The following is a 26727-nucleotide window of genomic DNA, read 5'->3' as shown; positions in this document are numbered from 1 at the left end:
GTCAGTTCTATCCACAACCTCAAAACACTGTTTTGAGCAACCTGCGGCTAGCTTCCTAGTTTGCTCTTTGATTTTCATTGAGTATTAGAACATACAAAGGAGGTCGTCATGGACAATATCATCGATGTGTCAATTCCCGTTGCAGAAGTGGTGGACAAGCATCCAGAAGTCTTGGAAATTCTAGTGGAGTTGGGTTTTAACCCCCTTGCCAATCCCTTAATGCGCAACACAGTTGGTCGTAAAGTATCGCTCAAACAAGGTTCTAAGCTTGAAGGAACTCCTATGGACAAGATTGTCCGCACGCTGGAAGCAAACGGTTACGAAGTGATTGGGTTAGACTAATGGCAGATGAACGAATTCATGTCCTGCGGGATATTTTGTTAGAATTGCATAATGGCTCCTCTCCTGAGTCGGTTCAGGAGCGCTTTGATGCGACCTTTACAGGTGTTTCAGCCATCGTGATTTCCCTTATGGAGCACGAGCTGATGAACTCAGACTCAGGTGTCACCTTTGAAGATGTCATGGAACTCTGTGATGTTCATGCCAATCTTTTTAAAAATGCTGTTAAGGATGTCGAAGTTGCAGATACCGAGCACCCAGGTCACCCAGTTCGGATTTTCAAAGAAGAAAATCTAGCCCTCCGTGCGGCCTTGATTCGTATTCGGAGATTGTTGGATACCTATGAGTCTATGGAAGATGAAGAAATGCTGGCGGAGATGCGCAAGGGCTTGGTGCGTCAGATGGGTCTTTTGGGGCAATTTGACATCCATTACCAACGTAAGGAAGAGCTCTTCTTCCCCATCATGGAGCGCTATGGACACGATTCACCTCCAAAAGTTATGTGGGGAGTGGATGATCAGATCAGGGAACTCTTTCAAACAGCTTTAGCGACAGCCAAGTCACTACCAGAAGTGTCAATTAGCAGCGTAAAAGAAGCTTTTGAAGCTTTTGCGACAGAGTTTGAAAGTATGATTTTCAAGGAAGAATCTATCCTTCTCATGATTCTCCTTGAGTCCTTTACTCAGGATGACTGGCTTCAGATTGCGGAGGAGAGCGATGCCTATGGCTATGCTATTATCCGTCCGTCTGAGAAATGGGTGCCAGAACGCCAGAGTTTTGTTGAGGAAAAGAGTGAAGAGGAGCCTGTACAGCTAGATACGCCAGAAGGACAGTTTACCATTACCTTTACCCCTAAGGAAAAGGAAGCAGTGTTGGATCGCCATAGTCAGCAGTCTTTTGGTAATGGCTATCTTTCAGTCGAGCAGGCTAATCTCATCCTCAATCACCTCCCCATGGAAATTACCTTTGTCAATAAAGACGATATTTTCCAGTATTACAATGACAATACGCCAGCTGATGAGATGATTTTCAAACGAACACCGTCCCAAGTTGGGCGCAATGTCGAACTCTGTCATCCACCTAAGTACTTGGACAAGGTCAAAACCATCATGAAGGGGCTTCGTGAGGGAACCAAGGACAAGTATGAAATGTGGATTAAGTCTGAGTCGCGAGGTAAGTTTGTCCACATCACCTACGCTGCAGTGCACGATGAAAACGGAGAATTCCAAGGTGTGTTGGAGTACGTTCAGGATATTCAACCCTACCATGAGATTGACACGGACTATTTCCGTGGATTAGAATAAGGAGAAAAAATGAGTTACGAACAAGAATTTATGAAGGAATTTGAAGCTTGGGTCAATACCCAAATCATGATCAACGACATGGCGCATAAGGAAAGTCAAAAGGTCTACGAAGAAGACCAAGACGAACGTGCCAAAGATGCCATGATTCGCTACGAAAGTCGTTTGGATGCTTATCAGTTCTTGCTTGGTAAGTTTGAAAATTTCAAAGCAGGAAAGGGATTCCATGATTTGCCAGAAGGCTTGTTTGGTGAGCGAAATTATTAAACGAGATAGGTTCTTGATTTTTCACTAAAATCTTGATAGAATATTTATATTAAATCCTTGTCAGAGCAGGGATTTTTTATTGAAAGGATTTTATCATGTCAAAGAAACTCAATCGTAAAAAACAATTACGAAATAGTCTCCGTCGTGCAGGTGCCTTTTCAAGTACTGTGACTAAGGTTGTAGATGAGACAAAAAAAGTCGTGAAGCGTGCAGAACAGTCAGCAAGCGCAGCTGGTAAGGCTGTTTCTAAAAAAGTTGAACAAGCAGTAGAAGCTACCAAAGAGCAAGCTCAAAAAGTAGTTAATTCTGTAGAAGATTTTGCAGCAAACTTGGGTGGACTTCCCCTTGATCGTGCCAAGACTTTCTATGATGAAGGAATCAAGTCTGCTTCAGATTTCAAAAACTGGACTGAAAAAGAACTCCTTGCCTTGAAAGGAATCGGCCCAGCTACCATCAAGAAATTGAAAGAAAATGGCATCAAGTTCAAGTAATTTTTCTTGAGTCTTGCATTTCCGAGAAAAACTTGCTACAATAGAGCCATTAGAGGTGTTTTGAATCCTACATTTTACAGAAAGTGGCGGCGCTGAGAAGTCCACAAATGTGTCAAAACTGGTTGCTAATGACTGAAAAAATGAAATATTTCTGTCTTTTTATTTTAAAGACTAAAGATGCGGGCTTGGCCCGAAATTGGGTGGTACCGCGGATAAACACATTCGTCCCTGTCATGTAGATGGCAGGGATTTTCTTTTGCGTCTTAGTCAAAGGAGCTTGTTATGAAGCAATCTTTTAAAACAAGTAAACTCTATTATGGTTTTCCTATCTTCATTTTGGGGTATCAGGATCAGAATTTTGGACACAATATTACGACCTGTAGCTCCTCTTATAGCTTGGGAGATTGGCTAGTCATTGGTGTTGGTGCTGAAGAAAATGCGACTGAGCAGATTAAGCATTATCAACAGTTCACCGTGAATATCCCTGATGAAAATCTCATGCTCGAGATGGAGCAGGCTGGTTTTATCAGTCATAGAGAGAAATTGAAACACCTGGGGCTAGACTACGAGATTTCTGAACGGACTCAGGCACCGATTTTAGAGTTTTGTCCAGTCGTGTTAGAATGTCAGGTAGATAGGATTGATGAGGAAGAGGGAATTTGTCATATTTTCGCTAAGATTGTTGAGCGATTTGTTGACCCAGAACTTTTGGATGAAAAGGGACATTTTAGAAATGACCGTTTTGCACCTACTTACTTTATGGGGATGGCCACCAGCGCGTTTATCGCTATTTAGATGACCGAGTAGACCCTATGGGGAGCTTCATTAAGAAAGCGAGGATGAAGGATGTCAAGAGCTGAATTACCAGAACGATTAGAAACCGAACGACTCGTCCTACGAGTTCGTACAGTGGCAGATGCTGAGGATATCCATACCTACGCTAGTCTCCCAGAGGTCGCCTATCCAGCAGGTTTTCCTCCAGTCAAGACCTTGGAAGATGAGATTTATTATCTGGAGCACATTCTTCCGAAGCGTAATCAAAAGGAAAATCTCCCAGCAGGCTACGGGATTGTCGTCAAAGGAACGGATAAGATCGTTGGCTCTGTTGATTTCAACCATCGCCATGAAGATGATGTGCTGGAAATCGGCTATACCTTACACCCAGACTATTGGGGGCGAGGCTATGTACCAGAAGCAGCGCTTGCCTTGATTGACTTAGCTTTTAAAGATTTGGGTCTCCACAAGATTGAACTGACTTGTTTTGGTTATAATGTCCAAAGTCAACGAGTCGCAGAAAAACTTGGATTTACCCTCGAAGCTCGTATCCGAGACCGCAAAGATGCCCAAAGGAATCGCTGTGATGATTTGAGATACGGCTTGCTGAAGAGCGAGTGGGAGGTGATTTGATGCATCTTTTCATCATTGGTGCTCCAGCATCAGGAAAAATGACCATTGGTCAAGAATTATCTCGACTGACGGATGCTACCCTATTTTATAACCATCAAGCCATTGATTTTGCACTAGAAATCTATCAGGACTATACAGAGGAAATGTGGGAATTTGTTCGTGGAATCACTTTTTCATTCCTTGGAGCAAGTGCAAGAAATCAGCGATCAGTAATTTTAACAGATGTAATTGATTTTTCAAATCAGTATCAGCTGATGTATTTAAAGCAAATTCAGAATTTGTTGGATGATTATCATCAAGAGATTCTTTTTGTTGAGTTGGAAACAAGTCTTGAAGAGTGCATACGTCGAAATCGAACGGAGAATCGATTAAAGCACAAACCCTTAAAACGGCATATTGAGGTATCTGAAAGAGAAATTTTAGAGACCGCTGAAACACTTCAATTAAATTCCCAATATCAACCGAATGAGTTGCACCACTACTTTAAAATAAATAATACGAATTTGTCTGCAGAAGAAGCTGCTAAGCAAATTCAAAATAAAATGAATACAATAGAGAAAGGACACACACATATCTAAACAACTTCATGAAGACGTTCTCAAGACTCAAGAAGTTCAAAAGTCTCAATCTTTTTCGTTCGTGATTCCTACCACCAAATGTAACTGGAAAACTCTACCTTAATCGCGCTTGGAGTACACCCTTCAAAGTAAACGAATCACAAAGAAACTGGGATTTCCCATTTAAGCCTGTATCCGAGGTCGTAAGAATATCCAATACAGCAGAGGTAGAGTTTGATTTATTGAAGAATGAGTTAGAGGAGAAAATAGATGGCTAAAAAGAAAAATAGAAAAAAGAATTAAACCGCCAGCAAAAGTTGGATATCAAAGTCGTTTCTGAAGAAGAGGTTGTCTGGACAGAACTACTGGCTAAAAAACCAACTTTTGTAGAACGTCGGACCATTCAAAATTTCGATGAACTACATACAACAGTGATGCAATATGCTGATGAACATGGAGAGTATCCAGATGTTCAGCTAATCAATTACCAACTGAAAAATAGGATTTTTGATTAGAATCAGGATCATGCTTTATTTAGAGAAGCTATGCATACTCCAAATACACAGAAGCGAAATGAACTGTTAAAACAAGTTTTAAAGATCAATCCAGATTATTTTGCTGCTGATTTTCACCCATTCTTATCAGAGGTTGAAGATTTTGATTTACCAACCTTTAGATTAGATTTAGGAGGCAAAGATTGAAATTAATGTATTATTTTAATACTGACAATAGATTGAAGAATCTTTTTGCTCAAACTTGGAAAATACTTATGTATGCGCTAACGTATTTTCCAATAATATCTCTAATTGTATTCTGTCTTACCGATTTTAAATTAGTTATAATTTTACAATTTGCCTTGATACTAATATATGTGTTTAACTATAAAAATCGATTTAATAAGTTTAGAGTTTTTCTTACTAAAAGTACTAAATCTTTAGCTTTTATGAACGCATGGGATGGAATATTTTGCGGAATCTTGACTTACATTCTTTATAACCTAAATCTAGTTGAATCAACTTTAATCAACTTATCTCAATATTTTTTTATTAATTATGGCATAAGTAAAAATCACATAAATAACTGGATTATCATTGTAATACTTTTAATATTACCATTTGTATTATCTGTTATAAAAACTGTAGGATCAATCAAGATATTTCAAAAAGTTAATAAAATAGATATCGTAAAGGGAAAGACACTGTGGAATGTATATGCCACGATGCTTATTATTTCGTTTTTATGGTATTATATCTATATTTATTACTTTATTTCTAAAGCTATTGATTTTCATTCCGATTTAATAACTGACATTTTTATATTTAATTCATTTATTGCGCTTTATTTAATATTCTGGTGGAGAATTCATAATCTAATTAGACATGGTGCAAAAGATACCAAAGAAGTAATATCATCATGGCTAACTGGAACAATCTGTATATTGTTGTTAGCAATATTTAATCAAGTTGAAAATGAATTAATAAATGCTTTAACCTGGTTTTTGCCAATATTAATTCCTAGTCTAATTGGAGAAATAAATTCTCAATTTGATACAAAAAAATATAAGAAAAAACCAATAAGAACTGAGAAAATGGATAGACACCTCTATCGAACTCAACTATATAGTTTTCTTACTCTATTAATGTTGAGTATTATTCCAAAGTTAACCGAAATTATTTGGGGTTTAAAGATTAAGATGAAATTGGTCGAATTTATAACTCCCGCAGCTGATTGGATGTCTGAATTATTTGCCTCAACTATAATTATTTTCGTTTGTTTCATATTATCATTAGTTATTGGGAAGGCTATAATTTGGTTATTACAGTATTTCTATTTAAACACCCATAATGGATATTACGTGTATCGTGACAACATGCACAGTGTATTAATAAATCGTAGATATAAAAGAAATATTCATAAAAGGAGAAAAAATAATGTCTAATCAACTTTCACCTAAATACACTCCATCCTATGTTTAGGCTGGTCGTTACCAAAAATGCCTTGATACGGATGTTTTCAAGCCGTCAGGAGATCAAAAGGCTAAGCCTTATTCAATTGTGATTACCACCACCAAATGTAACTGGAAAAAACTCTACCTTAGTCACGCTTGGGGGATAACTTTCAAAGTAAACGAATCACAAAGAAACTGAGATTTCCCATTCAAGCCTGTAGCTGAGTCCCAAAGGATATCTAAGCCAGTTGAGTCGGGTCTATTGCAGGATGAATTAAAGGGGAAAATAGATGCCTAAAAAGAAAAATAGAAAAAAAGAATTAAAACGCCAGCAAAAGTTGGATATCAAAGTTATTTCTGAAGAAGAGGCTGCTTGGACAGAAATCATGGTCAAAAATCCAACTTTTGTAGAACGTCGTACCATTCAAAATTTCGATGAACTACATACAGCAGTGATGCAATATGCTGATGAACACGGAGAGTATCCAGATGTTCAGCTAATCAATTACCAACTGAAAAATAGGACTTTTGATTGGAATCAGGATCATGCTTTATTTAGAGAAGCTATGCATACTCCGAATACACAGAAGCGAAATAAATTGTTAAAGCAAGTTTTAAAAATAAATCCAGATTATTTTGCTGCTGATTTTCATTTATTCTTATCAGAAGTTGAAGATTTTGATTTGTCAACTTTTAAAAAAGTATTGGATTTTGAAATTCTAGTTTTAGAAAAATGGAAAGTGAATGGATACAATAGTTGGAATTATTTTGAAGCACGCTCTATCCTGTCTGCTCTGATGTTTCTGATTGAGTATTATATGATGGAGAACTTCAATTCTAAGGCTATAGAATTGATTGACCTATATTTGAGTAAGCGACCAGAACGGTTTCCTCCTAATTTTGTCTTCTGTATGCTTTCCTTGTATCATATCACCGGTCAGGAGCTAAAGGTTGAGCGTTTCTATCGTGAAGAATTGAATAAAGGGAAACGGGATGATACCATTCTTATTCATGCCATCATCTCTGCTTTTTCTCAAGGAAAAATTGAAGAAGCAAGTCAGCTATTTGCAAAATTAGTGGAAATAAATGATGAAGCTGTTGAATTCTTTATAGAGGAAGATTGGCAATTCAAAGTTATAGATATAGAAGACCAAGAATGCTATTGTTCAAATTCAGTTGAATCGCTACAAGCTAGTTTGTATCCTCTGCTTGACTATTTACAAGAAAATATTATCTTAACAGAATTTTTAACAAAAGAAGCCAAGAAATTCCGTCGTAAACCAGTATTTTCGAATCATTCCAGTGTGTTAAGAAATCTATCCCAGGTTACAGACTGGTACTCCTTTATGAGCGAGGAAAAAATGAAGGGAATCCGGATGGATCTTGTTCGCATCTTTGTTGAAAATGGGATTCGTACATCTTCAGATTTCAAAAAATGGACTGAAAAAGAAGTTCTCGCTTTGAAGGGAATTGGTCCTGTAACCGTTAAAAAGCTGAAAGAAAACGGCATAAAGTTTAAGAAAGAGAAGTAATTGTTTATGGAAGGGGGGAGGTGAAATTGTCTTGAATGAAATTTCTAATTTCATCCTGTATACTACACCAAATGGCGACGTTCAGCTAGATATCCTTTTACAAGATGAAAATCTTTGGTTGACTCAAAAAGGTCTTGCAGAGCTCTTTGGAGTTGAACGAAGTGTCATTACAAAGCACTTAAAAAACATTTATGATAGTGGTGAGTTGGATAAGGTGTCAACTTGTGCAAAATTTGCACAGGTTCAACAAGAGGGAAATAGAACTGTCCGACGTGAACTTGAATATTACAATCTGGATGCTATCATTTCAGTTGGCTATCGCGTAAATTCCAGCAAGGCTACTCAATTTAGAATTTGGGCAACCAAGACCTTGAAAGAATTTATCATCAAAGGTTTTGTTTTGAATGATGAACGCTTGAAACAAGGACAGACAGTTTTCGGACAAGATTATTTCCGTGAACTTTTAGAACGAATTCGCTCTATTCGTTCTAGCGAGCGCCGAATCTATCAACAAATTACGGATATCTTTGCCGAATGTGCCATAGATTATGATCGAAACTCGGATATTACTAAAAACTTCTATGCTATGGTGCAAAATAAATTTCATTATGCAATTACTGGAAGTACGGCTGCAGAAATTATCTATCAGCAAGCTGATGCTAGTAAAGAAAAAATGGGATTAACTACTTGGAAACATGCACCTGATGGACGAGTGCTCAAATCAGATGTAACGGTAGCCAAAAATTATTTGCAAGAAAAAGAAATTCGACAACTAGAGCGAACTGTTACAGCCTATTTTGATTATATCGAGGGTTTAGTTGAGCGCCGTAATACGTTTACAATGCGAGGATTGGCAGATAGTATTGATCGCTTTCTATCCTTTAATGAATATGAAATCTTAGAAGGAAAAGGAAGCATTTCCAAGAAACAAGCAGACTCAAAAGCCATCCAAGAGTATGAAAAATTTAACCGAACTCAAAAAATTATATCGGACTTTGATAAACATATTCTGAAGATAATGAGAGAAAGTTAATGTAAAATTTTTATACAGTTTCTTTTTTACTAATAGAAGATACTGAAAAAATCAGATGTGCTGAATCAAGGCATATCTTCTACATACTAATTTTATTTAAAGATATTAACTAGAAAGGACAAACACATGTCTAAAGAACTTTCACCTAAATACAATCCAGCCGAGGTTGAGGCTGGTCGTTACCAAAAATGGCTTGACGCTGATGTTTTCAAGCCTTCAGGAGATCAAAAGGCTAAGCCTTATTCAATCGTCATTCCGCCACCAAACGTAACTGGGAAACTTCACCTTGGTCACGCTTGGGATACGACTTTGCAAGATATCATCATCCGTCAAAAACGCATGCAAGGCTTTGATACCCTTTGGCTTCCAGGTATGGACCACGCTGGGATTGCCACTCAGGCTAAGGTTGAGGAGCGCTTGCGTGGAGAAGGCATTACACGTTATGACCTAGGTCGTAAAAAATTCCTCGACAAGGTCTGGGAATGGAAAGACGAATATGCCACTACTATCAAGGAACAATGGGGTAAGATGGGGCTCTCTGTAGACTACTCTCGTGAGCGTTTCACTCTTGACGAAGGTTTGTCAAAAGCTGTTCGTAAGGTCTTTGTGGACCTTTACAAGAAAGGGTGGATCTATCGTGGTGAATTCATCATCAACTGGGACCCAGCTGCACGCACAGCCCTTTCTGATATTGAAGTTATCCACAAGGATGTCGAAGGTGCCTTCTACCACATGAACTACATGCTGGAAGACGGATCTCGCGCCCTTGAAGTTGCGACCACTCGTCCTGAGACCATGTTTGGGGACGTTGCGGTTGCGGTCAATCCAGAAGACCCACGCTACAAGGACTTGATCGGTAAAAACGTCGTCCTTCCAATCGCTAATAAATTGATCCCAATCGTTGGTGATGAGCACGCAGATCCTGAGTTTGGTACTGGTGTCGTGAAAATTACACCTGCCCACGATCCAAACGACTTCTTGGTTGGTCAACGTCACAACTTGCCACAAGTCAATGTTATGAACGACGACGGTACTATGAATGACTTAGCCTTCGAATTTGCAGGCATGGACCGTTTTGAAGCTCGTAAGGCAGTCGTTGCTAAGTTGGAAGAAATCGGTGCCCTCGTTAAAATTGAAAAACGTGTCCACAGTGTTGGTCACTCAGAGCGTACTGGTGTTGTGGTTGAACCACGCTTGTCTACTCAATGGTTCGTCAAGATGGACCATTTGGCTAAGAACGCCATTGCCAACCAAGACACAGAGGACAAGGTTGAATTCTACCCACCTCGTTTCAACGATACCTTCCTCCAATGGATGGAAAATGTCCACGACTGGGTAATCTCTCGTCAGCTCTGGTGGGGTCACCAAATCCCTGCTTGGTACAATGCTGAGGGTGAAATGTACGTTGGCGAAGAAGCTCCAGAAGGTGACGGATGGACTCAGGACGAAGACGTCTTGGATACTTGGTTCAGTTCTGCCCTTTGGCCATTCTCAACTATGGACTGGCCTGATGTCGACTCAGCAGACTTCAAACGTTACTTCCCAACTTCAACCTTGGTAACAGGTTACGACATCATCTTCTTCTGGGTGTCTCGTATGATCTTCCAGTCATTGGAATTCACAGGCCGTCAACCATTCCAAAATGTCCTTATCCACGGTCTCATTCGTGACGAGCAAGGACGCAAGATGTCTAAGTCTCTCGGTAACGGGATTGACCCAATGGATGTCATCGAGAAATACGGTGCCGATGCCCTTCGTTGGTTCCTTTCAAACGGTTCTGCACCAGGTCAAGACGTCCGCTTCTCTTACGAGAAAATGGATGCCTCATGGAACTTCATTAACAAGATCTGGAACATCTCTCGCTACATCCTCATGAACAATGAAGGCTTGACCCTTGAGCAAGCAACTGCCAATGTGGAAAAAGTTGCCAACAAGGAAGCTGGAAATGTCACAGATCGCTGGATTCTCCACAACCTCAATGAAACCATCGGAAAAGCAACTGCCAACTTTGACAAGTTTGAGTTTGGTGTGGCTGGACACATCCTCTACAACTTCATCTGGGATGAGTTTGCGGACTGGTATGTTGAGTTGACCAAGGAAGTCCTTTATAGTGACAACGAAGAAGAGAAAGTCATCACGCGTTCTGTTCTCCTTTATACTTTGGATAAGATTCTTCGTCTCCTTCACCCGATCATGCCATTCGTGACAGAGGAAATCTTTGGACAAATCTCAGAAGGCTCTATCGTGACAGCTGCATACCCAACTGTTAATCTAGCCTTTGAAGACCTTGCGGCTCACACTGGTGTGGAAAGTCTCAAAGACTTGATCCGTGCCGTTCGTAATGCGCGTGCGGAAGTAAACGTAGCACCAAGTAAGCCAATCACAATCCTTGTTAAGACTAGCGATAGTGACTTGGAAGCCTTCTTTAACAGCAATGTCAACTACATCAAACGTTTCACAAATCCAGAACACTTGGAAATTGCATCAAACATCCCTGCACCTGAACTCGCAATGTCAAGCGTCATCACAGGAGCAGAAATCTACTTGCCACTGGCAGACCTCCTCAATGTCGAAGAAGAACTGGCTCGTCTCGACAAGGAACTGGCTAAATGGCAAAAAGAACTAGATATGGTGGGCAAGAAACTCTCTAACGAACGCTTCGTCGCCAATGCTAAACCAGAAGTCGTCCAAAAAGAACGCGACAAACAAGCCGACTACCAAGCCAAATACGACGCGACAGTTGCACGTATTGATGATATGAAGAAGTTGGTGAAGTAGTGTGAAGTGAGATATACTTGGAAGATGATTTACACCTCACACCTGCTTTTTTATGTAGTTTGTGTTAAACTGATAGTACTGCCTCCATGGTGAAAGGAGAATATATATGAAACTAACAATAGAAAATATAGGTAATGTAAAGAATGCAGAAATTGAAATAAATGGAATTTCAGTTATTGCAGGTCAAAATGGCACTGGAAAAAGTACAATAAGTCGTTCTTTATTTTCAATATTTAGTGCCAATTATGATGTTATAAAAAAAATTTCTAACGATCGAACTAAAGCAATTAATGATTTTTTAGAAGACTATCTCTCTGATATCGAAATGAATCGTAAAAATAATTCTGAAATAGGGATTGCTAGAAGAATCGTTCCGAGTTTCCTTTATACAGAATTGACAAAAATCATTTCAAAAAATTTATTGATATTTCTTGATAAAAATTATAGTGAACATAATAACGAATCCCTTAAGAAGAGTATCATTGAATCAATTAATGAATTCAATAAACGAAATTCAAAATACTTTGTATTAAATATTAAGGATTTGGACCTAAATGTTTTATCTGAAAATATAAAAGAAATTCTATCTCAGTCAGACCAATCTATCTTTAACCAAATTTTAACTGCTCATTTAACTGATGAATTTCATAATCAAATAAATAATATATACGACCCATTGACAGGACTAATTTCTTTAAGAATAAAAGATGAACAAATAAATGTTGAAGTTAACAAAAATAGAGCTACTGCAGATAAATTGATAAATTTTAAAACAGATGTAGTATACATAGATGATGCTGCTGCAATAGTTGAAAATTTATTTTCAACTAAATTTTTAAATAAATTTTCAACTAAATTTTTAAATGAATTTTTAAATAAAATTGATTTAAAATTGGATCATAATGCTCATTTAATGGAGCAGCTTAGAGATGAAAGAAACAACACTTACACATTACGAGCTAAGATAACTGACAGATTAAATTTGGTGTTTAATGAAATAAATCATATATTGAAGACTGATATTGTTAATAGTTCAGAAGATGAGGAAGATGAAAAAAAACTTAATATAATCAATTATTCTTCAGGTATGAAAACGTTCTATTTAATTAAATCTCTTTTAGAAAATGGTGTGATTAGAGAAAATGGGACACTCATTTTAGATGAACCAGAAGTCCATTTACATCCAGAATGGCAATTGAAATTTGCTGAAATTATAGTATTACTTCAGAAAGAATTTGGATTACATATCTTAATCAATTCCCATAGTCCTTATTTAGTTGAAGCGATTGATATATTTAGCAAAAAAAATGATACAAATGATTCTGTTAAGTATTATCTTGCTAATAGTTCTATTGAAGATGTTACTGACTCGATTGATAAGATTTATGAGCAAATGTATGTTCCTTTAAATCGCCTTGAGGAGCTAGCGGAGGATTTTGATGGTGAGTAAAATAATTTTCTCTATATTACATGATTTTAATATTAGATTTTCTGAATGTCGTAGCGATATTAAAACCTGCTCATATGATTCTGATTCTAACTATAATTTGGTAAACTCTAAATATACTTGTTATAATTTTGATAAGATTTCAGAAATTATTTTTAAAAAACATAGCTTTGATAAATGGCAATCTGTAGATACAATTCTGCCTCTTCTTCCTGTAGATGCTGATAGTAAATTATATTTAATAGAGTTTAAGAATTCAAAAAATATTCCATATGCTAACGTTAGAGCTAAAATATTATCGAGTTTGTTCCTACTAGAAAATTTTTATGGATTGCAAAAAACTGATTATAAAAAAATAGTGACAGTTACTGTAGTTAAATCACAAAAAGGTAAAAGACATTTAAATGAAATTAGACAACATCAGGCAAAAATAAGTGGTAAGTCACCTTATAAAGTTGAAAATTTTAGGGCTTTAGAAGATTTTTATGGAATTGAATCTTTTAAATATCCCCCTGAAAAATTTATAGAATTTATAGAGAATAATAATTTAGTCAGTTAAAATTAAAATACTAAAATTTTATAGCTTTGATTAAAAACCAGCTCACTACACAACAACCCCTCTAAGTTCGAACCGCTCTGAGAAGTACAACATTGCAGTTTCTTCTCAGGTGTTGGGGGATTTGAACAAACCAACGAGTTCAGAGTGGTGTATCCTATGAGTTTGATAAGTATGCAAGCTAGAATTATTCATTTAATCAAACCATTCATCCAAAAGGCATTACAAATGAGTGCATGGGATGTTGAGTATAACTCTTTTATTACTTCTTCATAGAACTTATTATGAATGTTTTTTATAGTTCACCCCAATTTCACCATTTACCGATGACACAGAAAAACAATTGAAAGGATATTTCTATGCAACCAACTTACAACATTGACAACCCAAACTTGTCTTATGAAGCTAAGCGTGACTTATGGCGGATAGGTTTTGGTCTGCAGAAAGTTGACAATCTAGTGCCATCAGCGTATATGGAATCTTTGGCTGAGAAACAGTCCCGGGGTGAACTGACTTACGAGCAGGTTTATGAGGATGCAACGGCTTATCACCATACTATTGATGCAAGTACGGAAGAGGCAGACTTGGTTTCTCTACGTATTGTAGAACTATTGTCTCGAAGAGGCTTTAGCTTTAGTCCTGCGACCTTACTTGCTATTCATAAGGAGTTGTTTCAAGATATATTTGAACCCTCTATTCCGGTGGGGCAATTTCGTCAGACCAATATCACAAAGAATGAACCTGTTTTGAATGGTGAAAGTGTTGTGTACTCTGATTACTCCATGATTCAAATGACCTTGGATTATGATTTTAATCAGGAAAAACAAGTTGCATATGCGACACTAACTCAGGCGGATGTGGTTAAACAAATCCAGCATTTTATTTCAGGAATCTGGCAGATTCATCCATTTCGCGAAGGAAACACTCGGACAGTAACGGTCTTTTTGATTCAGTATCTTCGTGAGTTTGGTTTTGATATTGATAATACACCATTTCAGCAACATGCCAAGTATTTTCGTGATGCCTTGGTATTAGATAATGCAAAGATTTTACAGCGACGTCCTGAGTTTTTAACAGCTTTTTTTGAAAATCTCTTGCTCGGTGGTCAAAATGATTTGTCTTCAGAAAAAATGTATCTAGATTTAGACCTCGATTTTTCATAATCCTAATACTGAGTAAACATTGAATTTTAGGAAAAAATGAAGTAAATATTCTCACAAGAAAACGTATATCATCAAAGTTTTAGGTCACTTGATAATATGCGTTTTTTGAATTTTATAGACTGCTCGTTTAAACTCTATTTACCTCGTACATTCCGGAGCGAGACGGAATATTAGCCACATACAAAATGAGTACTATTAGGATTTTATTTTCGTGTACAATTTCAGCTATTCTTGTTATAATCAGCCTATAGGAATCAAGGAGGTGATTGTTATGGCTGTTTTTGTTTCTTTGGATGGAATTGTGGTAGAAGTACTTGATGTCTTTTCTTCTTTTAATGGGGAAAGTGAGTTTTTCTTGTGTAAACGTCTTAAAGACAAGAGTCAGTTTGTTATGGAACGCTCTCAGTTCGAGGAGATGTTCCAACTTCAAAGTAGTCACTTGACGACGCAAGAAAAATTACAATTGTTTACCTCTGTGTTTGCTGGCCGTTTTGATGTTTATGCTAAGAGTTTTATCAATGATCAAGGGAAAATTCAGTATTTTCCTTCCTATGATTATGGTTGGAAGCAGTTGCCACCTGAAAAACGGAGTTTCCAGACATTAACGGACTCCGTTTTGAAATCTCATTTTCGTGGGGAGACAGCTATCGGTATCTTTCCTATGCACTTAGATGATAGCTGTTATTTTTTGGTACTGGATTTTGATGAAGGAGATTGGAAAGAAGCAGGTTTAACCATTCGAAGAATAGCCAGGGAACGCCAGATGGAAGCCCATTTAGAGATTTCTCGTTCGGGTCACGGACTCCATATTTGGTTCTTCTTTGAGGAAGCGATTCCGAGTCGAGAGGCTCGCTTGTTTGGAAAGAAACTGTTAGAACTGGCAATGCAGGAAAGTATGCAACTGTCCTTTGATTCTTTTGATCGCATGTTTCCAAATCAGGATGTTCTTCCTAAAGGTGGATTTGGTAATTTGATTGCCCTTCCTTTTCAAGGAGAAGCTTATCATCAAGGGCGAACGGTCTTTGTGGATGAACAGTTTCAGCCTTATGAAGACCAATGGAGGTATCTACAAGAGATTCAGAGGGTTTCAACTGCTAAAGTGGCACTGTTAATCCAAGAGGAGTTAGGCAAGCAAGAATTGGACAAGGAGTTGAAGGTCGTCTTATCCAATATGATCCAACTTGAAAAATCGTCTGTGACACCCAAGACACTGTTTTTCTTGAAAAATATGGCTTCGTTTTCTAATCCCGAATTTTATTTAAAGCAGGCTATGCGACAGCCAACCTATCAAATTCCTGAGCGAATGTATTTATTTGGAGAATCCGATCATTATTTATGGCTGCCAAGAGGTTTACTGTATCCATTGCAAGATAAATTTAAGCAGGTATCTGTGGAAGATAGGAGAAAGGTACAGAGGTCTATTAGAGTGGAATTTAAGGGAGAACTCACTTTTGAGCAAGAGTTAGCCCTGTCAGATATGATTTCCAAAGAAAATGGTTTACTTCATGCGGAGACTGGTTTTGGGAAGACCGTTTTAGGTGCTGCTCTTATCTCTGAACGGAAAACAAAAACAATTATTCTAGTCCATAATAGGCAACTCTTAGACCAATGGCTGGATCGTTTAAACCATTTTTTGACTTTCGAAGAGGCAGAAGCTACCCGTTATACACCATCAGGTCGTGAAAAGGTAATCGGCTATGTTGGGCAGTACGGTGGGACTAAGAAATGGCTGAGTAAACTGGTTGATGTTGTTATGATTCAATCTCTATTTAAGTTGGAAAATAGTCAAAGTCTTTTGGATGAGTATGAGATGATGATTGTGGATGAGTGTCATCATGTCTCTGCCTTGATGTTTGAAAAAGTTGTTGCTCAGTATAGAGGGAAGTATCTTTACGGTTTAACGGCTACGCCTGAACGTAAGAATGGTCATGAGCCTATTGTTTTTCAGAGAATTGGTGAGATACTCCATACTGCTGATAAGAGGGAAACATCTTTTAAACGGCAATTGCAATTAAGATTTACTTCTTTTGGTCATCTGGAAATTGAAAAGACCAAAGCAAGTAATTTTATACAGCTTAGTGATTGGATTGCTACAGACTCAGTGAGGAATCAGATGATTCTCAAGGATATTCTAGACCAAGTGGCAGAAGGGCGGAATATCTTGGTTCTAGTCAATCGAATTCAACAGATAGATGTCTTTGAAAAGTTATTGAAAGAGAAAGAGGTTGATGACTGTTATATTATTAGCGGAAAAACCAAAGTCCGAGAGAGAACAAGTTTACTGGAGGTATTAGAACAGCTAGATAAAGGGTTTGTATTGTTGTCAACTGGAAAATACATTGGCGAAGGTTTTGACTTACCTCAGTTGGACACGCTTATCTTGGCAGCACCTTTTTCTTGGAAAAATAATTTAATTCAGTATGCAGGTCGGATTCATAGAAACTACAAGGATAAGTCTTTGGTACGGATTTTCGATTATGTGGATATTCATGTTCCTTATTTAGAAAAGATGTTTCAGAAACGACAAGTAGCTTATCGAAAGATGGATTATCGTGCCATCGAGGGTGAGGAGAAACAATTCGTTTATGTTGATAGTAGATATGAGAAGGTGTTGAGAGAGGACTTAGCAGGGGAAAGACAGGAATGTATGCTTATTTTACCTTATGTGCACCAGACAAAACTGATGAAATTTCTAAAAGAATTTAGGATTAGTCAAATTGAGATATGTATACCAGAGACGGTTGCAAATAAAGCATGGCTAGACCAGTTGAAGAGCAAGAAAATTAAAGTATCTTTTACTCAATCAAAAATAGTCACGCCTATTCTTTTGGTAAACAAGACCATTGTTTGGTATGGCGCAATGCCATTATTAGGGAAGGTAGATGAAATGACCATATTACGTTTGGAATCAGCTAGTATAGTTTCTGAACTAGTGGCAGGTTTACGATAGAGAAAATTTTTAAAAATTTCTATGTATGATTTTCATTTCTTTAGTGAGACTGTTGCCATTATCACATTCGAATCACACAAAATAAAAAAATTTCTATAAGTACTTGACAAATAGATTGAAATATCTTAAAATGAAAATGGTTACAGAGTTATTAATTATTTAAGCTTCATGTCACCATTAAAAATTGAAATAAAAGGATGTTATCACTAATACAAGTGAGCAGGAACCTATTTAATCACATCGGAAGAAGTTTCTTGATGTTTTTAAGTAGGTTCCTTTTATTTTAAAAGGGAAATTTATGATCATAAAACGAATACTAAACCACAATGCTGTAATTGCGCAAAGTAAAAAAGATATCGATATTCTTCTTTTTGGAAGGGGAATAGCTTTTGGAAGAAAAATTGGAGATAAAGTAAATCCAATTGATATTGAGAAAAGTTTTTTTCTCAAAAATAGAGATAATATGACCCGTTTTACAGAGATGTTTATTAACGTTCCTTTGGAGTTGGTGTACATTACCGAAAAAATAATTAACCTAGGTAAAATAACATTGGGTAATAATTTTGATGAAATTATCTATATTAATTTAACGGATCATATTTCTTCGAGCATAGAACGTTATAAAGAAGGGATTATTATTTCGAATCCCCTTCGCTGGGAAATCTCGAAATATTATAAAGAAGAATTTGAGCTTGGGAAAAGGGCTTTACAAATAATAAAAAAAGAGTTAGGTATTGAACTTCCAATTGATGAAGCTGCATTCATAGCGCTACATTTTGTTAATGCTAATTTAGAAAATAATTTTCAAGAGTCGTATAAAATCACTGAAATAATTATGGGAATTGAGAAAATCATTCAAGATTTCTATTGTACTGAGTTTAACCAAGATTCTATTGATTATTATAGATTCATAACTCATATAAAATTATTTGCCCATCGCTTGGTTGAAAATACAACTTATTGTGACGATGATGATGAAGACTTGTTAGCATTAATGAAAAATAAATATCCTAGAGAATATGAATGTGGTGAACAGGTGGCAATGTTTATACAAACTGAGTACAATTATTTGCTGACTTCTAGTGAATTAGTTTATTTGATGGCTCATATTCGTCGTTTAACAAAAAATTTAGATTAATAGAATAGGAGAATACCATGAGTTATAAAGATACAGTACAAAAAATCCTCGATGTAATTGGAGGCGAAAAAAATGTCAATAGAGTTACCCATTGTGTAACACGTTTAAGATTAGAATTAAAAGATGAAAATTTAGTCAATGATGATGATGTGAAGAAGATACCAGGTGTAATAGGTATTATGAAAAAGAATGGGCAATATCAAATTATACTTGGTAATGATGTAGCCAATTATTATAAAGAATTCATTAAACTTGGCAATTTTGAAACAGATTCAGTTGATCAAGGGCACAAAGGGAATATGTTAGAAAGAATCATTGAATATATCGCTGGTTCCATGACTCCAATCATTCCAGCAATGTTAGGGGGAGGTATGCTGAAAGTCTTGGTAATTATTTTACCAATGCTTGGTATATTGCAATCAGATTCTCAGACTATTGCTTTTTTGACATTTTTTGGGGATGCTCCATATTATTTCTTACCGCTGTTATTAGCTTATTCTGCATCACAAAAATTAAAAGTAACATCTACATTAGCTATGTCTGTAGCAGGTGTACTTCTCCATCCAAATTTTGTTCAAATGGTGCAATCAGGGAATCCTCTTAGTTTATTTGGTGTACCTGTGACACCAGCTAGTTATGGTTCGTCAGTCGTTCCAATTCTTATTATGGTTTGGTTGATGAAATATATTGAAAAAATGATTGCTAAATTAACACCAGCTGTTACTAAGAGTTTTTTGCAACCTACGCTAGTATTATTAGTATCAAGCTGTATTGCCTTAGTTGTAGTCGGACCTATTGGAGTAATTGTTGGTGAAGGATTATCAAATCTAGTTGGGCAAATGTATGGTGTAGCTGGATGGCTTACATTAGCTATTCTTGGCGCTATTATGCCATTTATTGTTATGACTGGAATGCATTGGGCTTTTGCACCTATTTTTTTGGCGGCATCTATTGCTACTCCAGACGTATTAATTCTTCCAGCAATGTTAGGGTCAAACTTAGCTCAAGGAGCTGCTTCGATGGCTGTTGCATTAAAGAGTAAAAATAATAATACAAAACAAATTGCTTTTGCAGCAGGTTTCTCAGCCTTACTTGCAGGGATTACCGAACCTGCATTATATGGTGTGACTTTAAAATATAAAAAACCGCTTTATGCAGCTATGATTGGTGGTGGATTAGCGGGATTATTTGCAGGTCTTACTAGTGTTAAAGCGTATCTATTTGCTGTCCCATCTTTGATAGCGTTGCCTCAATTTATTTATTCTGATGTACCATCAAATATTGTAAATGCTTTAATTGTGGTGGTCATTTCGGTTGTTATTACCTTTGTCTTGGCTTATATATTTGGAATCGATGAAGAAGAGAGTTCTAGCCATTTAGAAGTTGAGGCTAGAGTTTCAAATAAAAAAATGGTATTTTCTCCTATATCAGGAGAAATCATTCCGTTAAGTGATGTCCAGGATAAAACATTTTCAGATAAACTTATTGGAGACGGAGTAGCGATTATCCCAAATGAGGGTAAGGTTTATGCACCATTCGATGGGGAAATTACAAATATTTTTCCGACTAAGCACGCAATTGGATTGAAGAGTGATGAAGGTGTTGAGTTACTAATTCATATTGGATTAGATACTGTTGAGTTAAAAGGTCAAGGCTTTATTAGTCATGTAGAAGAAGGAGACAGAGTTTTCAAAAATCAGTTGATTTTTGAAATGGACTTAAATTTAATCAAGAGTAAAGGCTACGAAACAGTTACACCAGTAATTGTAACGAATACCAACGATTTTCTAGATGTATTAGTATTACCTAATAATCAGACAATCGAGCATTCTAAGGAATTACTGGTAATATTATAATGGAGGAAAGTTATGACCATTTTTCCAGATGATTTTCTTTGGGGTGGAGCTGTTGCAGCTAATCAAGTAGAGGGAGCATATAATGAAGATGGTAAGGGATTATCAGTTCAGGATGTGTTACCCAAAGGTGGATTAGGAGAAGCAACAGAAAATCCTACAGAAGATAACTTAAAATTATTAGGTATTGATTTTTATCATAAATATAAGGAAGATATATCCTTGTTTTCTGAAATGGGCTTTAATGTTTTTCGCACTTCTATTGCATGGAGTAGAATTTTTCCAAAAGGAGATGAGGAAGAACCTAACGAAGCTGGTTTGAAATATTATGATGAATTGTTTGATGAACTACATGCTCACGAGATAGAACCACTTGTAACTCTTTCACACTATGAGACTCCATTATATTTAGCAAGAAAATATCATGGATGGATTGATAGGAGAATGATTCATTTTTATGAAAAATTTGCTCGAACAGTTTTAGAAAGGTATAAAGATAAAGTTAAATATTGGCTTACATTTAACGAAGTAAACTCTGTTTTGGAATTACCGTTTACTAGTGGAGGAATAGATATACCTAAGGAGAATCTTTCGAAACAAGAATTATATCAAGCTATACATCATGAGTTAGTCGCTTCGAGTTTGGTTACAAAAATTGCTCGAGAGATTCATTCAGAGTTTAAGGTGGGATGTATGGTATTAGCTATGCCAGCTTATCCAATGACTCCAAATCCAAAAGATGTATGGGCGACTCATGAGTATGAGAATCTAAATTATCTATTTTCAGATGTGCATGTTAGAGGTTATTATCCGAATTATGCAAAAAGATATTTTAAGGAACATGACATTAACATAGAGTTTGCAGCTGAAGATGCAGAGTTATTAAAAAATTATACCGTAGATTTTTTATCCTTTAGCTATTACATGAGTGTGACTCAATCTGCTCTTCCAACACAGTATAATTCAGGACAAGGGAATATTATTGGTGGTTTAGTAAATCCTTATTTAGAGTCTTCTGAGTGGGGATGGCAAATTGATCCAATTGGACTACGTATAATTTTAAATAGATATTATGACCGTTATCAAATCCCATTATTTATAGTAGAAAACGGATTAGGTGCTAAAGATCAACTAATAAAAGATGAATTTAATAACTTAACAGTCCAAGATGATTATAGAATTCAGTATATGAAAGAACATTTATTGCAAGTAGCTGAAGCTCTACAAGATGGTGTGGAAATTATGGGCTATACGTCTTGGGGATGTATTGACTGCGTTTCTATGTCCACTGCACAGCTTTCTAAGAGGTACGGTCTCATTTATGTTGATCGAAACGATGATGGAAGTGGTACATTCAATCGATATAAGAAAATGTCCTTTACTTGGTATAAAGGAGTGATTGAATCAAATGGAGAATCCTTATTCAAATAGTTTGTTTATTGATGATTAGCTATTATCACGGTTAAGTTGGCATTTCATTAAATATGGAATAAAGAAGTTTGGAAGATATCAAATTCTAAACCTCTTTATTTTATAGGGGAGTATCAATTAATTTAACTTTATTACAGATAAGAATAAGCTAACAAGCAGAAGTGAGATAGGTCTTGCAAGAATGGTAAAAATCTGATAAACTAAGTAGTAATTAAATAGGAATCCGCAAGACTAGTAACTCAAGGGAAGTATATCAGGGAGGAGAGCCGTGACTGCAAGCTCTCTATATGAAAGCTGGGTGAATTCACTTGCGCATGGATTTAGAAATGAAGGTCTGACTTGTCAGATGAAAACGGATGGTACCGCGTGTCAACGCTCCGAGTGGAGTTTTTGGCATGTGGTTTTCTTTTTATCTACGAGCGACTGATGGAGGAATTATGTCAACTATTGAAGAACAATTAAAAGCGCTTCGTGAAGAAACGCTGGCTAGCTTGAAGCAGATTACTGCTGAAAATGAAAAAGAGATGCAAGATTTGCGTGTCTCAGTCCTTGGTAAAAAGGGTTCGCTCACTGAAATCCTCAAAGGGATGAAAGATGTCTCTGCTGAGATGCGTCCGATTATCGGGAAACATGTCAATGAAGCGCGTGATGTTCTGACAGCAGCTTTTGAAGAAACTGCTAAGCTTTTGGAAGAAAAGAAAGTCGCGGCTCAACTGGCTAGCGAGAGTATCGATGTGACACTTCCAGGTCGTCCAGTTGCGGCTGGTCACCGTCATGTCCTCACACAAACCAGTGAAGAAATCGAAGATATTTTTATTGGGATGGGTTACCAAGTTGTGGATGGTTTTGAAGTAGAGCAAGACTACTATAACTTTGAACGTATGAACCTTCCCAAAGACCACCCAGCCCGTGATATGCAGGACACATTCTATATCACAGAAGAAATCTTACTCCGTACTCACACGTCTCCAGTTCAAGCGCGTGCTATGGATGCCCATGATTTCTCTAAAGGTCCTTTGAAAATGATCTCACCAGGACGCGTTTTCCGTCGTGATACAGACGATGCGACCCACAGTCACCAGTTCCACCAAATCGAAGGCTTGGTTGTTGGGAAAAATATCTCTATGGCGGATCTTCAAGGAACCCTTCAGTTGATTGTGCAAAAAATGTTCGGTGAAGAGCGTCAGATCCGTCTGCGTCCATCTTATTTTCCATTTACAGAGCCATCTGTTGAAGTGGATGTTTCTTGCTTCAAGTGTGGTGGAGAAGGCTGTAACGTATGTAAGAAAACGGGTTGGATCGAGATTATGGGGGCCGGTATGGTTCACCCACGTGTCCTTGAAATGAGTGGTATCGATGCGACTGTTTACTCTGGATTTGCCTTTGGTCTTGGACAAGAGCGTGTAGCTATGCTCCGTTACGGAATCAATGATATCCGTGGATTCTACCAAGGAGATGTCCGCTTCTCAGAACAGTTTAAATAATGATTAGAAAAGTAGAAAAGGCAGATGTTGGGGTGTTGGCTAAAATTGCCAAACAAACCTTTCGTGAAACATTTGCTCATGATAATACAGAAGAGCAGTTACAGGAATACTTTGAAGAGGCTTATAGTCTGAGAGTTTTGTCAATTGAGTTGGAAAATCCAGAATCCGAAACCTATTTCATTATGCATGAAGAGGAGATAGCTGGTTTTCTCAAAGTCAACTGGGGAAGTGCTCAGACTGAGAGAGAATTAGAGGATGCTTTTGAAATTCAACGCCTCTATGTGCTACAAAAATTCCAAGGATTTGGATTCGGTAAGCAACTGTTTGAATTCGCTCTTGAACTTGCTACCAAAAATAATTTTTCTTGGGCTTGGCTAGGTGTTTGGGAGCATAATACAAAAGCTCAAGTATTTTATAATCGATATGGTTTTGAAAAATTTAGCCAACATCATTTTATGGTTGGTCAAAAAGTAGATACGGATTGGTTACTGAGAAAGAAATTAAGGTAAGAAGATGATTCTTCTATTGAAATGTTAGGAAAGGAAAAGAACCAGAGTGACAACTGTCATTCTGGAAAACTAAATTATGCTTGTATCTTATAAATGGTTAAAAGAATTGGTGGACATTGATGTGCCATCACAAGAGTTGGCTGAAAAAATGTCAACTACAGGGATCGAGGTAGAAGGTGTGGAATCACCAGCTGCCGGTCTCTCAAAAATTGTCGTCGGTGAGGTCTTGTCTTGCGAAGATGTGCCAGAAACTCACCTCCATGTTTGTCAGGTTAACGTTGGCGAAGAAGAAGCCCGTCAAATCATCTGTGGTGCCCCAAATGTGCGTGCTGGTATCAAGGTTATGGTGGCACTTCCAGGAGCTCGCATCGCTGACAATTACAAGATCAAAAAAGGGAAAATCCGCGGTCTTGAGTCACTTGGGATGATCTGTTCGCTTGGCGAATTGGGAATTTCTGACTCAGTTGTGCCTAAGGAATTCGCAGATGGCATCCAAATTTTGCCAGAAAATGCCGTTCCAGGTGAGGAAGTCTTCTCATACCTAGACTTGGATGATGAAATCATCGAACTGTCTATCACACCAAACCGTGCAGATGCCCTTTCTATGCGTGGAGTGGCTCACGAAGTGGCAGCTATCTATGACAAGGCAGTCAACTTTAAAGAATTTACTCTTTCAGAAACTGACCAAGCTGCAGCAGATGTTCTTTCTGTGGGCATTGATACAGACAAGGCGCCTTACTATGCAGCTCGTATCTTGGATAATGTGACGATTGCACCAAGTCCACAATGGTTGCAAAACCTTCTCATGAACGAAGGCATCCGTCCCATCAATAACGTTGTAGACGTGACAAACTACATCCTGCTCTACTTTGGTCAACCTATGCATGCTTTTGACTTGGACACATTTGAAGGGACTGACATCCGTGTGCGTGAAGCGCGTGCTGGTGAAAAGTTGGTGACCTTGGACGGTGAAGAACGTGACTTGGACGTGAATGACCTAGTCATCACTGTTGCAGACAAGCCAGTAGCCCTTGCAGGTGTCATGGGTGGTCAAGCAACAGAAATCTCTGAAAAATCTAGTCGTGTTGTCCTTGAAGCTGCTGTTTTCAATGGCAAATCTATCCGTAAGACAAGTGGTCGCCTGAACCTTCGTTCTGAGTCATCTTCTCGCTTTGAAAAAGGAATTAATGTGGCAACAGTTAATGAAGCCCTTGATGCGGCAGCTAGCCTGATTGCGGAACTTGCAGGTGCGACGGTGCGTAAGGGCATCGTTTCAGCGGGTGAGCTTGATACTTCAGATGTAGAAGTTTCTTCAACCCTTGCTGATGTTAACCGTGTCCTCGGAACTGAGCTGTCTTATGCTGATGTAGAAGACGTCTTCCGTCGTCTTGGCTTTGGTCTTTCTGGAAATGCAGACAGCTTTACAGTCAGAGTCCCATGTCGTCGTTGGGATATCACAATCGAAGCTGACCTCTTTGAAGAAATCGCTCGTATCTATGGTTATGACCGCTTGCCAACTAGTCTACCAAAAGACGATGGTACAGCAGGTGAATTGACAGCCACACAAAAACTCCGCCGTCAAGTTCGTACTATTGCTGAAGGAGCAGGTTTGACAGAAATCATCACCTATGCTCTAACAACTCCTGAAAAAGCAGTTGAGTTTACGGCTCAGCTAAGTAACCTTACGGAACTCATGTGGCCAATGACTGTGGATCGTTCAGTCCTCCGTCAAAATATGATTTCAGGTATCCTTGATACCGTTGCCTACAACGTGGCTCGTAAGAATAAAAACTTGGCCCTTTACGAGATTGGAAAAGTCTTTGAACAAACAGGTAATCCAAAAGAAGAACTTCCAAATGAAATCAACAGTTTTGCCTTTGCCTTGACAGGCTTGGTTGCTGAAAAAGATTTCCAAACAGCAGCAGTTCCAGTTGATTTTTTCTATGCTAAGGGAATCCTTGAAGCCCTATTTGCTCGTTTGGGACTCCAAGTAACCTATACAGCAACATCTGAAATTGCTAGCCTTCATCCAGGTCGAACAGCCGTGATTTCACTCGGTGACCAAGTTCTTGGTTTCCTTGGCCAAGTGCATCCAGTCACTGCTAAGGCTTATGATATTCCAGAAACGTATGTAGCTGAGCTTAACCTTTCAGCTATCGAAGCTGCGCTTCAGCCAGCGACTCCATTTGTAGAAATCACCAAATTCCCGGCAGTCAGCCGTGACGTTGCCCTTCTCCTCAAGGCAGAAGTGACTCATCAAGAAGTTGTAGATGCTATCCAAGCTGCCGGCGTGAAACGTTTGACAGATATCAAACTCTTTGACGTCTTCTCAGGTGAGAAATTGGGACTTGGTATGAAGTCCATGGCTTATAGCTTGACCTTCCAAAATCCAGAAGACAGCTTAACGGACGAAGAAGTCGCACGATATATGGAAAAAATCCAAGCGTCTCTCGAAGAAAAAATCAATGCAGAAGTGCGTTAAACGATAGTATGATACAAATTCCCCCTCTAGTTTATGAACACTAGAGGGGTGATTTTATATA

At 37.8% G+C, this 26727-nt stretch carries 22 protein-coding genes and 1 pseudogene; all 23 read left to right on the top strand.

The genetic code is table 11. The features are described from left to right. The first annotated feature begins 108 nt into the window (after positions 1-108). The 23 genes and pseudogenes from HT699_RS06785 to pheT all read left to right on the top strand — a co-directional run bounded on the left by HT699_RS06785 (position 109) and on the right by pheT (position 26666). On the top strand, positions 109-342 hold the full coding sequence (locus HT699_RS06785) for a DUF1858 domain-containing protein (RefSeq protein ID WP_041171405.1): 234 nt from the start codon (positions 109-111) through the stop codon (positions 340-342). Continuing rightward, positions 342-1643, top strand: a complete 1302-nt coding sequence (locus HT699_RS06780) for a DUF438 domain-containing protein (protein ID WP_172934198.1) — start codon at positions 342-344, stop codon at positions 1641-1643. The genes HT699_RS06785 and HT699_RS06780 overlap by 1 nt, the downstream gene beginning before the upstream one ends. 9 nt (positions 1644-1652) lie before the next feature. Beyond that, the gene (locus HT699_RS06775) at positions 1653-1907 is read left to right on the top strand and encodes a DUF1912 family protein (protein WP_000119707.1); all 255 of its coding nucleotides are present in this window, start codon (positions 1653-1655) and stop codon (positions 1905-1907) included. A 95-nt stretch (positions 1908-2002) separates the two neighbouring features. Continuing rightward, a complete protein-coding gene (locus HT699_RS06770) occupies positions 2003-2398 on the top strand; it encodes a helix-hairpin-helix domain-containing protein (protein ID WP_000038630.1) in 396 nt (131 codons plus the stop codon). A 282-nt stretch (positions 2399-2680) separates the two neighbouring features. Then, a pseudogene (locus HT699_RS06765) lies at positions 2681-3258 on the top strand (flavin reductase family protein). Then, the gene (locus HT699_RS06760; protein ID WP_138701092.1) at positions 3245-3805 is read left to right on the top strand and encodes a GNAT family protein; all 561 of its coding nucleotides are present in this window, start codon (positions 3245-3247) and stop codon (positions 3803-3805) included. Before HT699_RS06765 ends, HT699_RS06760 begins: the two are co-directional and overlap by 14 nt. Next, positions 3805-4383 carry an AAA family ATPase gene (locus HT699_RS06755; protein WP_031222973.1) on the top strand — a complete coding sequence of 193 codons (579 nt, stop codon included), beginning with the start codon at positions 3805-3807 and terminating at the stop codon, positions 4381-4383. The genes HT699_RS06760 and HT699_RS06755 overlap by 1 nt, the downstream gene beginning before the upstream one ends. Positions 4384-4679: 296 nt before the next feature. Next, positions 4680-4877 (top strand): hypothetical protein, encoded by a 198-nt coding sequence (locus HT699_RS06750; protein ID WP_007284866.1) that lies wholly within the window; start codon positions 4680-4682, stop codon positions 4875-4877. A gap of 30 nt (positions 4878-4907) precedes the next feature. Continuing rightward, a complete protein-coding gene (locus HT699_RS06745) occupies positions 4908-5063 on the top strand; it encodes a hypothetical protein (protein ID WP_004237269.1) in 156 nt (51 codons plus the stop codon). Between the two features lie 5 nt (positions 5064-5068). Further along, positions 5069-6301 carry a hypothetical protein gene (locus HT699_RS06740; RefSeq protein WP_050223594.1) on the top strand — a complete coding sequence of 411 codons (1233 nt, stop codon included), beginning with the start codon at positions 5069-5071 and terminating at the stop codon, positions 6299-6301. Between the two features lie 299 nt (positions 6302-6600). After that, positions 6601-7842, top strand: coding sequence for a hypothetical protein (locus tag HT699_RS06735; protein ID WP_138701091.1), 1242 nt, complete (start codon positions 6601-6603; stop codon positions 7840-7842). 31 nt (positions 7843-7873) lie between these two features. Then, positions 7874-8875 (top strand): virulence RhuM family protein, encoded by a 1002-nt coding sequence (locus tag HT699_RS06730; RefSeq protein ID WP_001002884.1) that lies wholly within the window; start codon positions 7874-7876, stop codon positions 8873-8875. Between the two features lie 126 nt (positions 8876-9001). Then, positions 9002-11653 (top strand): valine--tRNA ligase, encoded by a 2652-nt coding sequence (locus HT699_RS06725; RefSeq protein WP_138701090.1) that lies wholly within the window; start codon positions 9002-9004, stop codon positions 11651-11653. A 106-nt stretch (positions 11654-11759) separates the two neighbouring features. Beyond that, entirely contained in the window at positions 11760-13103 is a 1344-nt protein-coding gene (locus HT699_RS06720; RefSeq protein WP_000778677.1) for an AAA family ATPase, read from the top strand. Continuing rightward, positions 13093-13659, top strand: coding sequence for a hypothetical protein (locus tag HT699_RS06715; RefSeq protein ID WP_000253751.1), 567 nt, complete (start codon positions 13093-13095; stop codon positions 13657-13659). Before HT699_RS06720 ends, HT699_RS06715 begins: the two co-directional genes overlap by 11 nt. Positions 13660-14015: 356 nt before the next feature. Beyond that, positions 14016-14819, top strand: coding sequence for a Fic/DOC family protein (locus tag HT699_RS06710; protein WP_023936623.1), 804 nt, complete (start codon positions 14016-14018; stop codon positions 14817-14819). A gap of 271 nt (positions 14820-15090) precedes the next feature. After that, positions 15091-17769: a DEAD/DEAH box helicase family protein gene (locus HT699_RS06705; protein ID WP_172934197.1), complete on the top strand. Its 2679-nt coding sequence runs from the start codon at positions 15091-15093 to the stop codon at positions 17767-17769. A gap of 298 nt (positions 17770-18067) precedes the next feature. Next, entirely contained in the window at positions 18068-18907 is an 840-nt protein-coding gene (locus tag HT699_RS06700; RefSeq protein ID WP_000584530.1) for a PRD domain-containing protein, read from the top strand. Positions 18908-18924: 17 nt separating this feature from the next. Beyond that, positions 18925-20763, top strand: a complete 1839-nt coding sequence (locus HT699_RS06695; protein WP_172934196.1) for a beta-glucoside-specific PTS transporter subunit IIABC — start codon at positions 18925-18927, stop codon at positions 20761-20763. Between the two features lie 12 nt (positions 20764-20775). Continuing rightward, entirely contained in the window at positions 20776-22191 is a 1416-nt protein-coding gene (locus tag HT699_RS06690; RefSeq protein ID WP_000151847.1) for a glycoside hydrolase family 1 protein, read from the top strand. Positions 22192-22628: 437 nt separating this feature from the next. Further along, entirely contained in the window at positions 22629-23675 is a 1047-nt protein-coding gene (gene pheS, locus HT699_RS06685; protein WP_000103741.1) for a phenylalanine--tRNA ligase subunit alpha, read from the top strand. Beyond that, positions 23675-24184: an N-acetyltransferase gene (locus HT699_RS06680; protein ID WP_172934195.1), complete on the top strand. Its 510-nt coding sequence runs from the start codon at positions 23675-23677 to the stop codon at positions 24182-24184. Before pheS ends, HT699_RS06680 begins: the two co-directional genes overlap by 1 nt. 76 nt (positions 24185-24260) lie before the next feature. Beyond that, positions 24261-26666: a phenylalanine--tRNA ligase subunit beta gene (gene pheT, locus HT699_RS06675; protein ID WP_172934194.1), complete on the top strand. Its 2406-nt coding sequence runs from the start codon at positions 24261-24263 to the stop codon at positions 26664-26666. Positions 26667-26727 lie beyond the last annotated feature (61 nt).

The sequence above is a fragment of the Streptococcus sp. 1055 genome (assembly GCF_013276815.1).
In the GTDB taxonomy this organism is placed as follows: Bacteria; Bacillota; Bacilli; order Lactobacillales; family Streptococcaceae; genus Streptococcus; species Streptococcus pseudopneumoniae.
Note: the sequence above shows the minus strand (reverse complement) of the source record. Positions and strands in the feature narration are given on the sequence as shown.

Coding starts and splice junctions, on each gene's coding strand:
- HT699_RS06785 (WP_041171405.1), top strand. CDS start 109: ATGGACAATATCATCGATGTGTCAATTCCCGTTGCAGAAGTGGTGGAC.
- HT699_RS06780 (WP_172934198.1), top strand. CDS start 342: ATGGCAGATGAACGAATTCATGTCCTGCGGGATATTTTGTTAGAATTG.
- HT699_RS06775 (WP_000119707.1), top strand. CDS start 1,653: ATGAGTTACGAACAAGAATTTATGAAGGAATTTGAAGCTTGGGTCAAT.
- HT699_RS06770 (WP_000038630.1), top strand. CDS start 2,003: ATGTCAAAGAAACTCAATCGTAAAAAACAATTACGAAATAGTCTCCGT.
- HT699_RS06760 (WP_138701092.1), top strand. CDS start 3,245: ATGTCAAGAGCTGAATTACCAGAACGATTAGAAACCGAACGACTCGTC.
- HT699_RS06755 (WP_031222973.1), top strand. CDS start 3,805: ATGCATCTTTTCATCATTGGTGCTCCAGCATCAGGAAAAATGACCATT.
- HT699_RS06745 (WP_004237269.1), top strand. CDS start 4,908: ATGCATACTCCAAATACACAGAAGCGAAATGAACTGTTAAAACAAGTT.
- HT699_RS06740 (WP_050223594.1), top strand. CDS start 5,069: ATGTATTATTTTAATACTGACAATAGATTGAAGAATCTTTTTGCTCAA.
- HT699_RS06735 (WP_138701091.1), top strand. CDS start 6,601: ATGCCTAAAAAGAAAAATAGAAAAAAAGAATTAAAACGCCAGCAAAAG.
- HT699_RS06725 (WP_138701090.1), top strand. CDS start 9,002: ATGTCTAAAGAACTTTCACCTAAATACAATCCAGCCGAGGTTGAGGCT.
- HT699_RS06720 (WP_000778677.1), top strand. CDS start 11,760: ATGAAACTAACAATAGAAAATATAGGTAATGTAAAGAATGCAGAAATT.
- HT699_RS06715 (WP_000253751.1), top strand. CDS start 13,093: ATGGTGAGTAAAATAATTTTCTCTATATTACATGATTTTAATATTAGA.
- HT699_RS06710 (WP_023936623.1), top strand. CDS start 14,016: ATGCAACCAACTTACAACATTGACAACCCAAACTTGTCTTATGAAGCT.
- HT699_RS06705 (WP_172934197.1), top strand. CDS start 15,091: ATGGCTGTTTTTGTTTCTTTGGATGGAATTGTGGTAGAAGTACTTGAT.
- HT699_RS06700 (WP_000584530.1), top strand. CDS start 18,068: ATGATCATAAAACGAATACTAAACCACAATGCTGTAATTGCGCAAAGT.
- HT699_RS06695 (WP_172934196.1), top strand. CDS start 18,925: ATGAGTTATAAAGATACAGTACAAAAAATCCTCGATGTAATTGGAGGC.
- HT699_RS06690 (WP_000151847.1), top strand. CDS start 20,776: ATGACCATTTTTCCAGATGATTTTCTTTGGGGTGGAGCTGTTGCAGCT.
- pheS (WP_000103741.1), top strand. CDS start 22,629: ATGTCAACTATTGAAGAACAATTAAAAGCGCTTCGTGAAGAAACGCTG.
- HT699_RS06680 (WP_172934195.1), top strand. CDS start 23,675: ATGATTAGAAAAGTAGAAAAGGCAGATGTTGGGGTGTTGGCTAAAATT.
- pheT (WP_172934194.1), top strand. CDS start 24,261: ATGCTTGTATCTTATAAATGGTTAAAAGAATTGGTGGACATTGATGTG.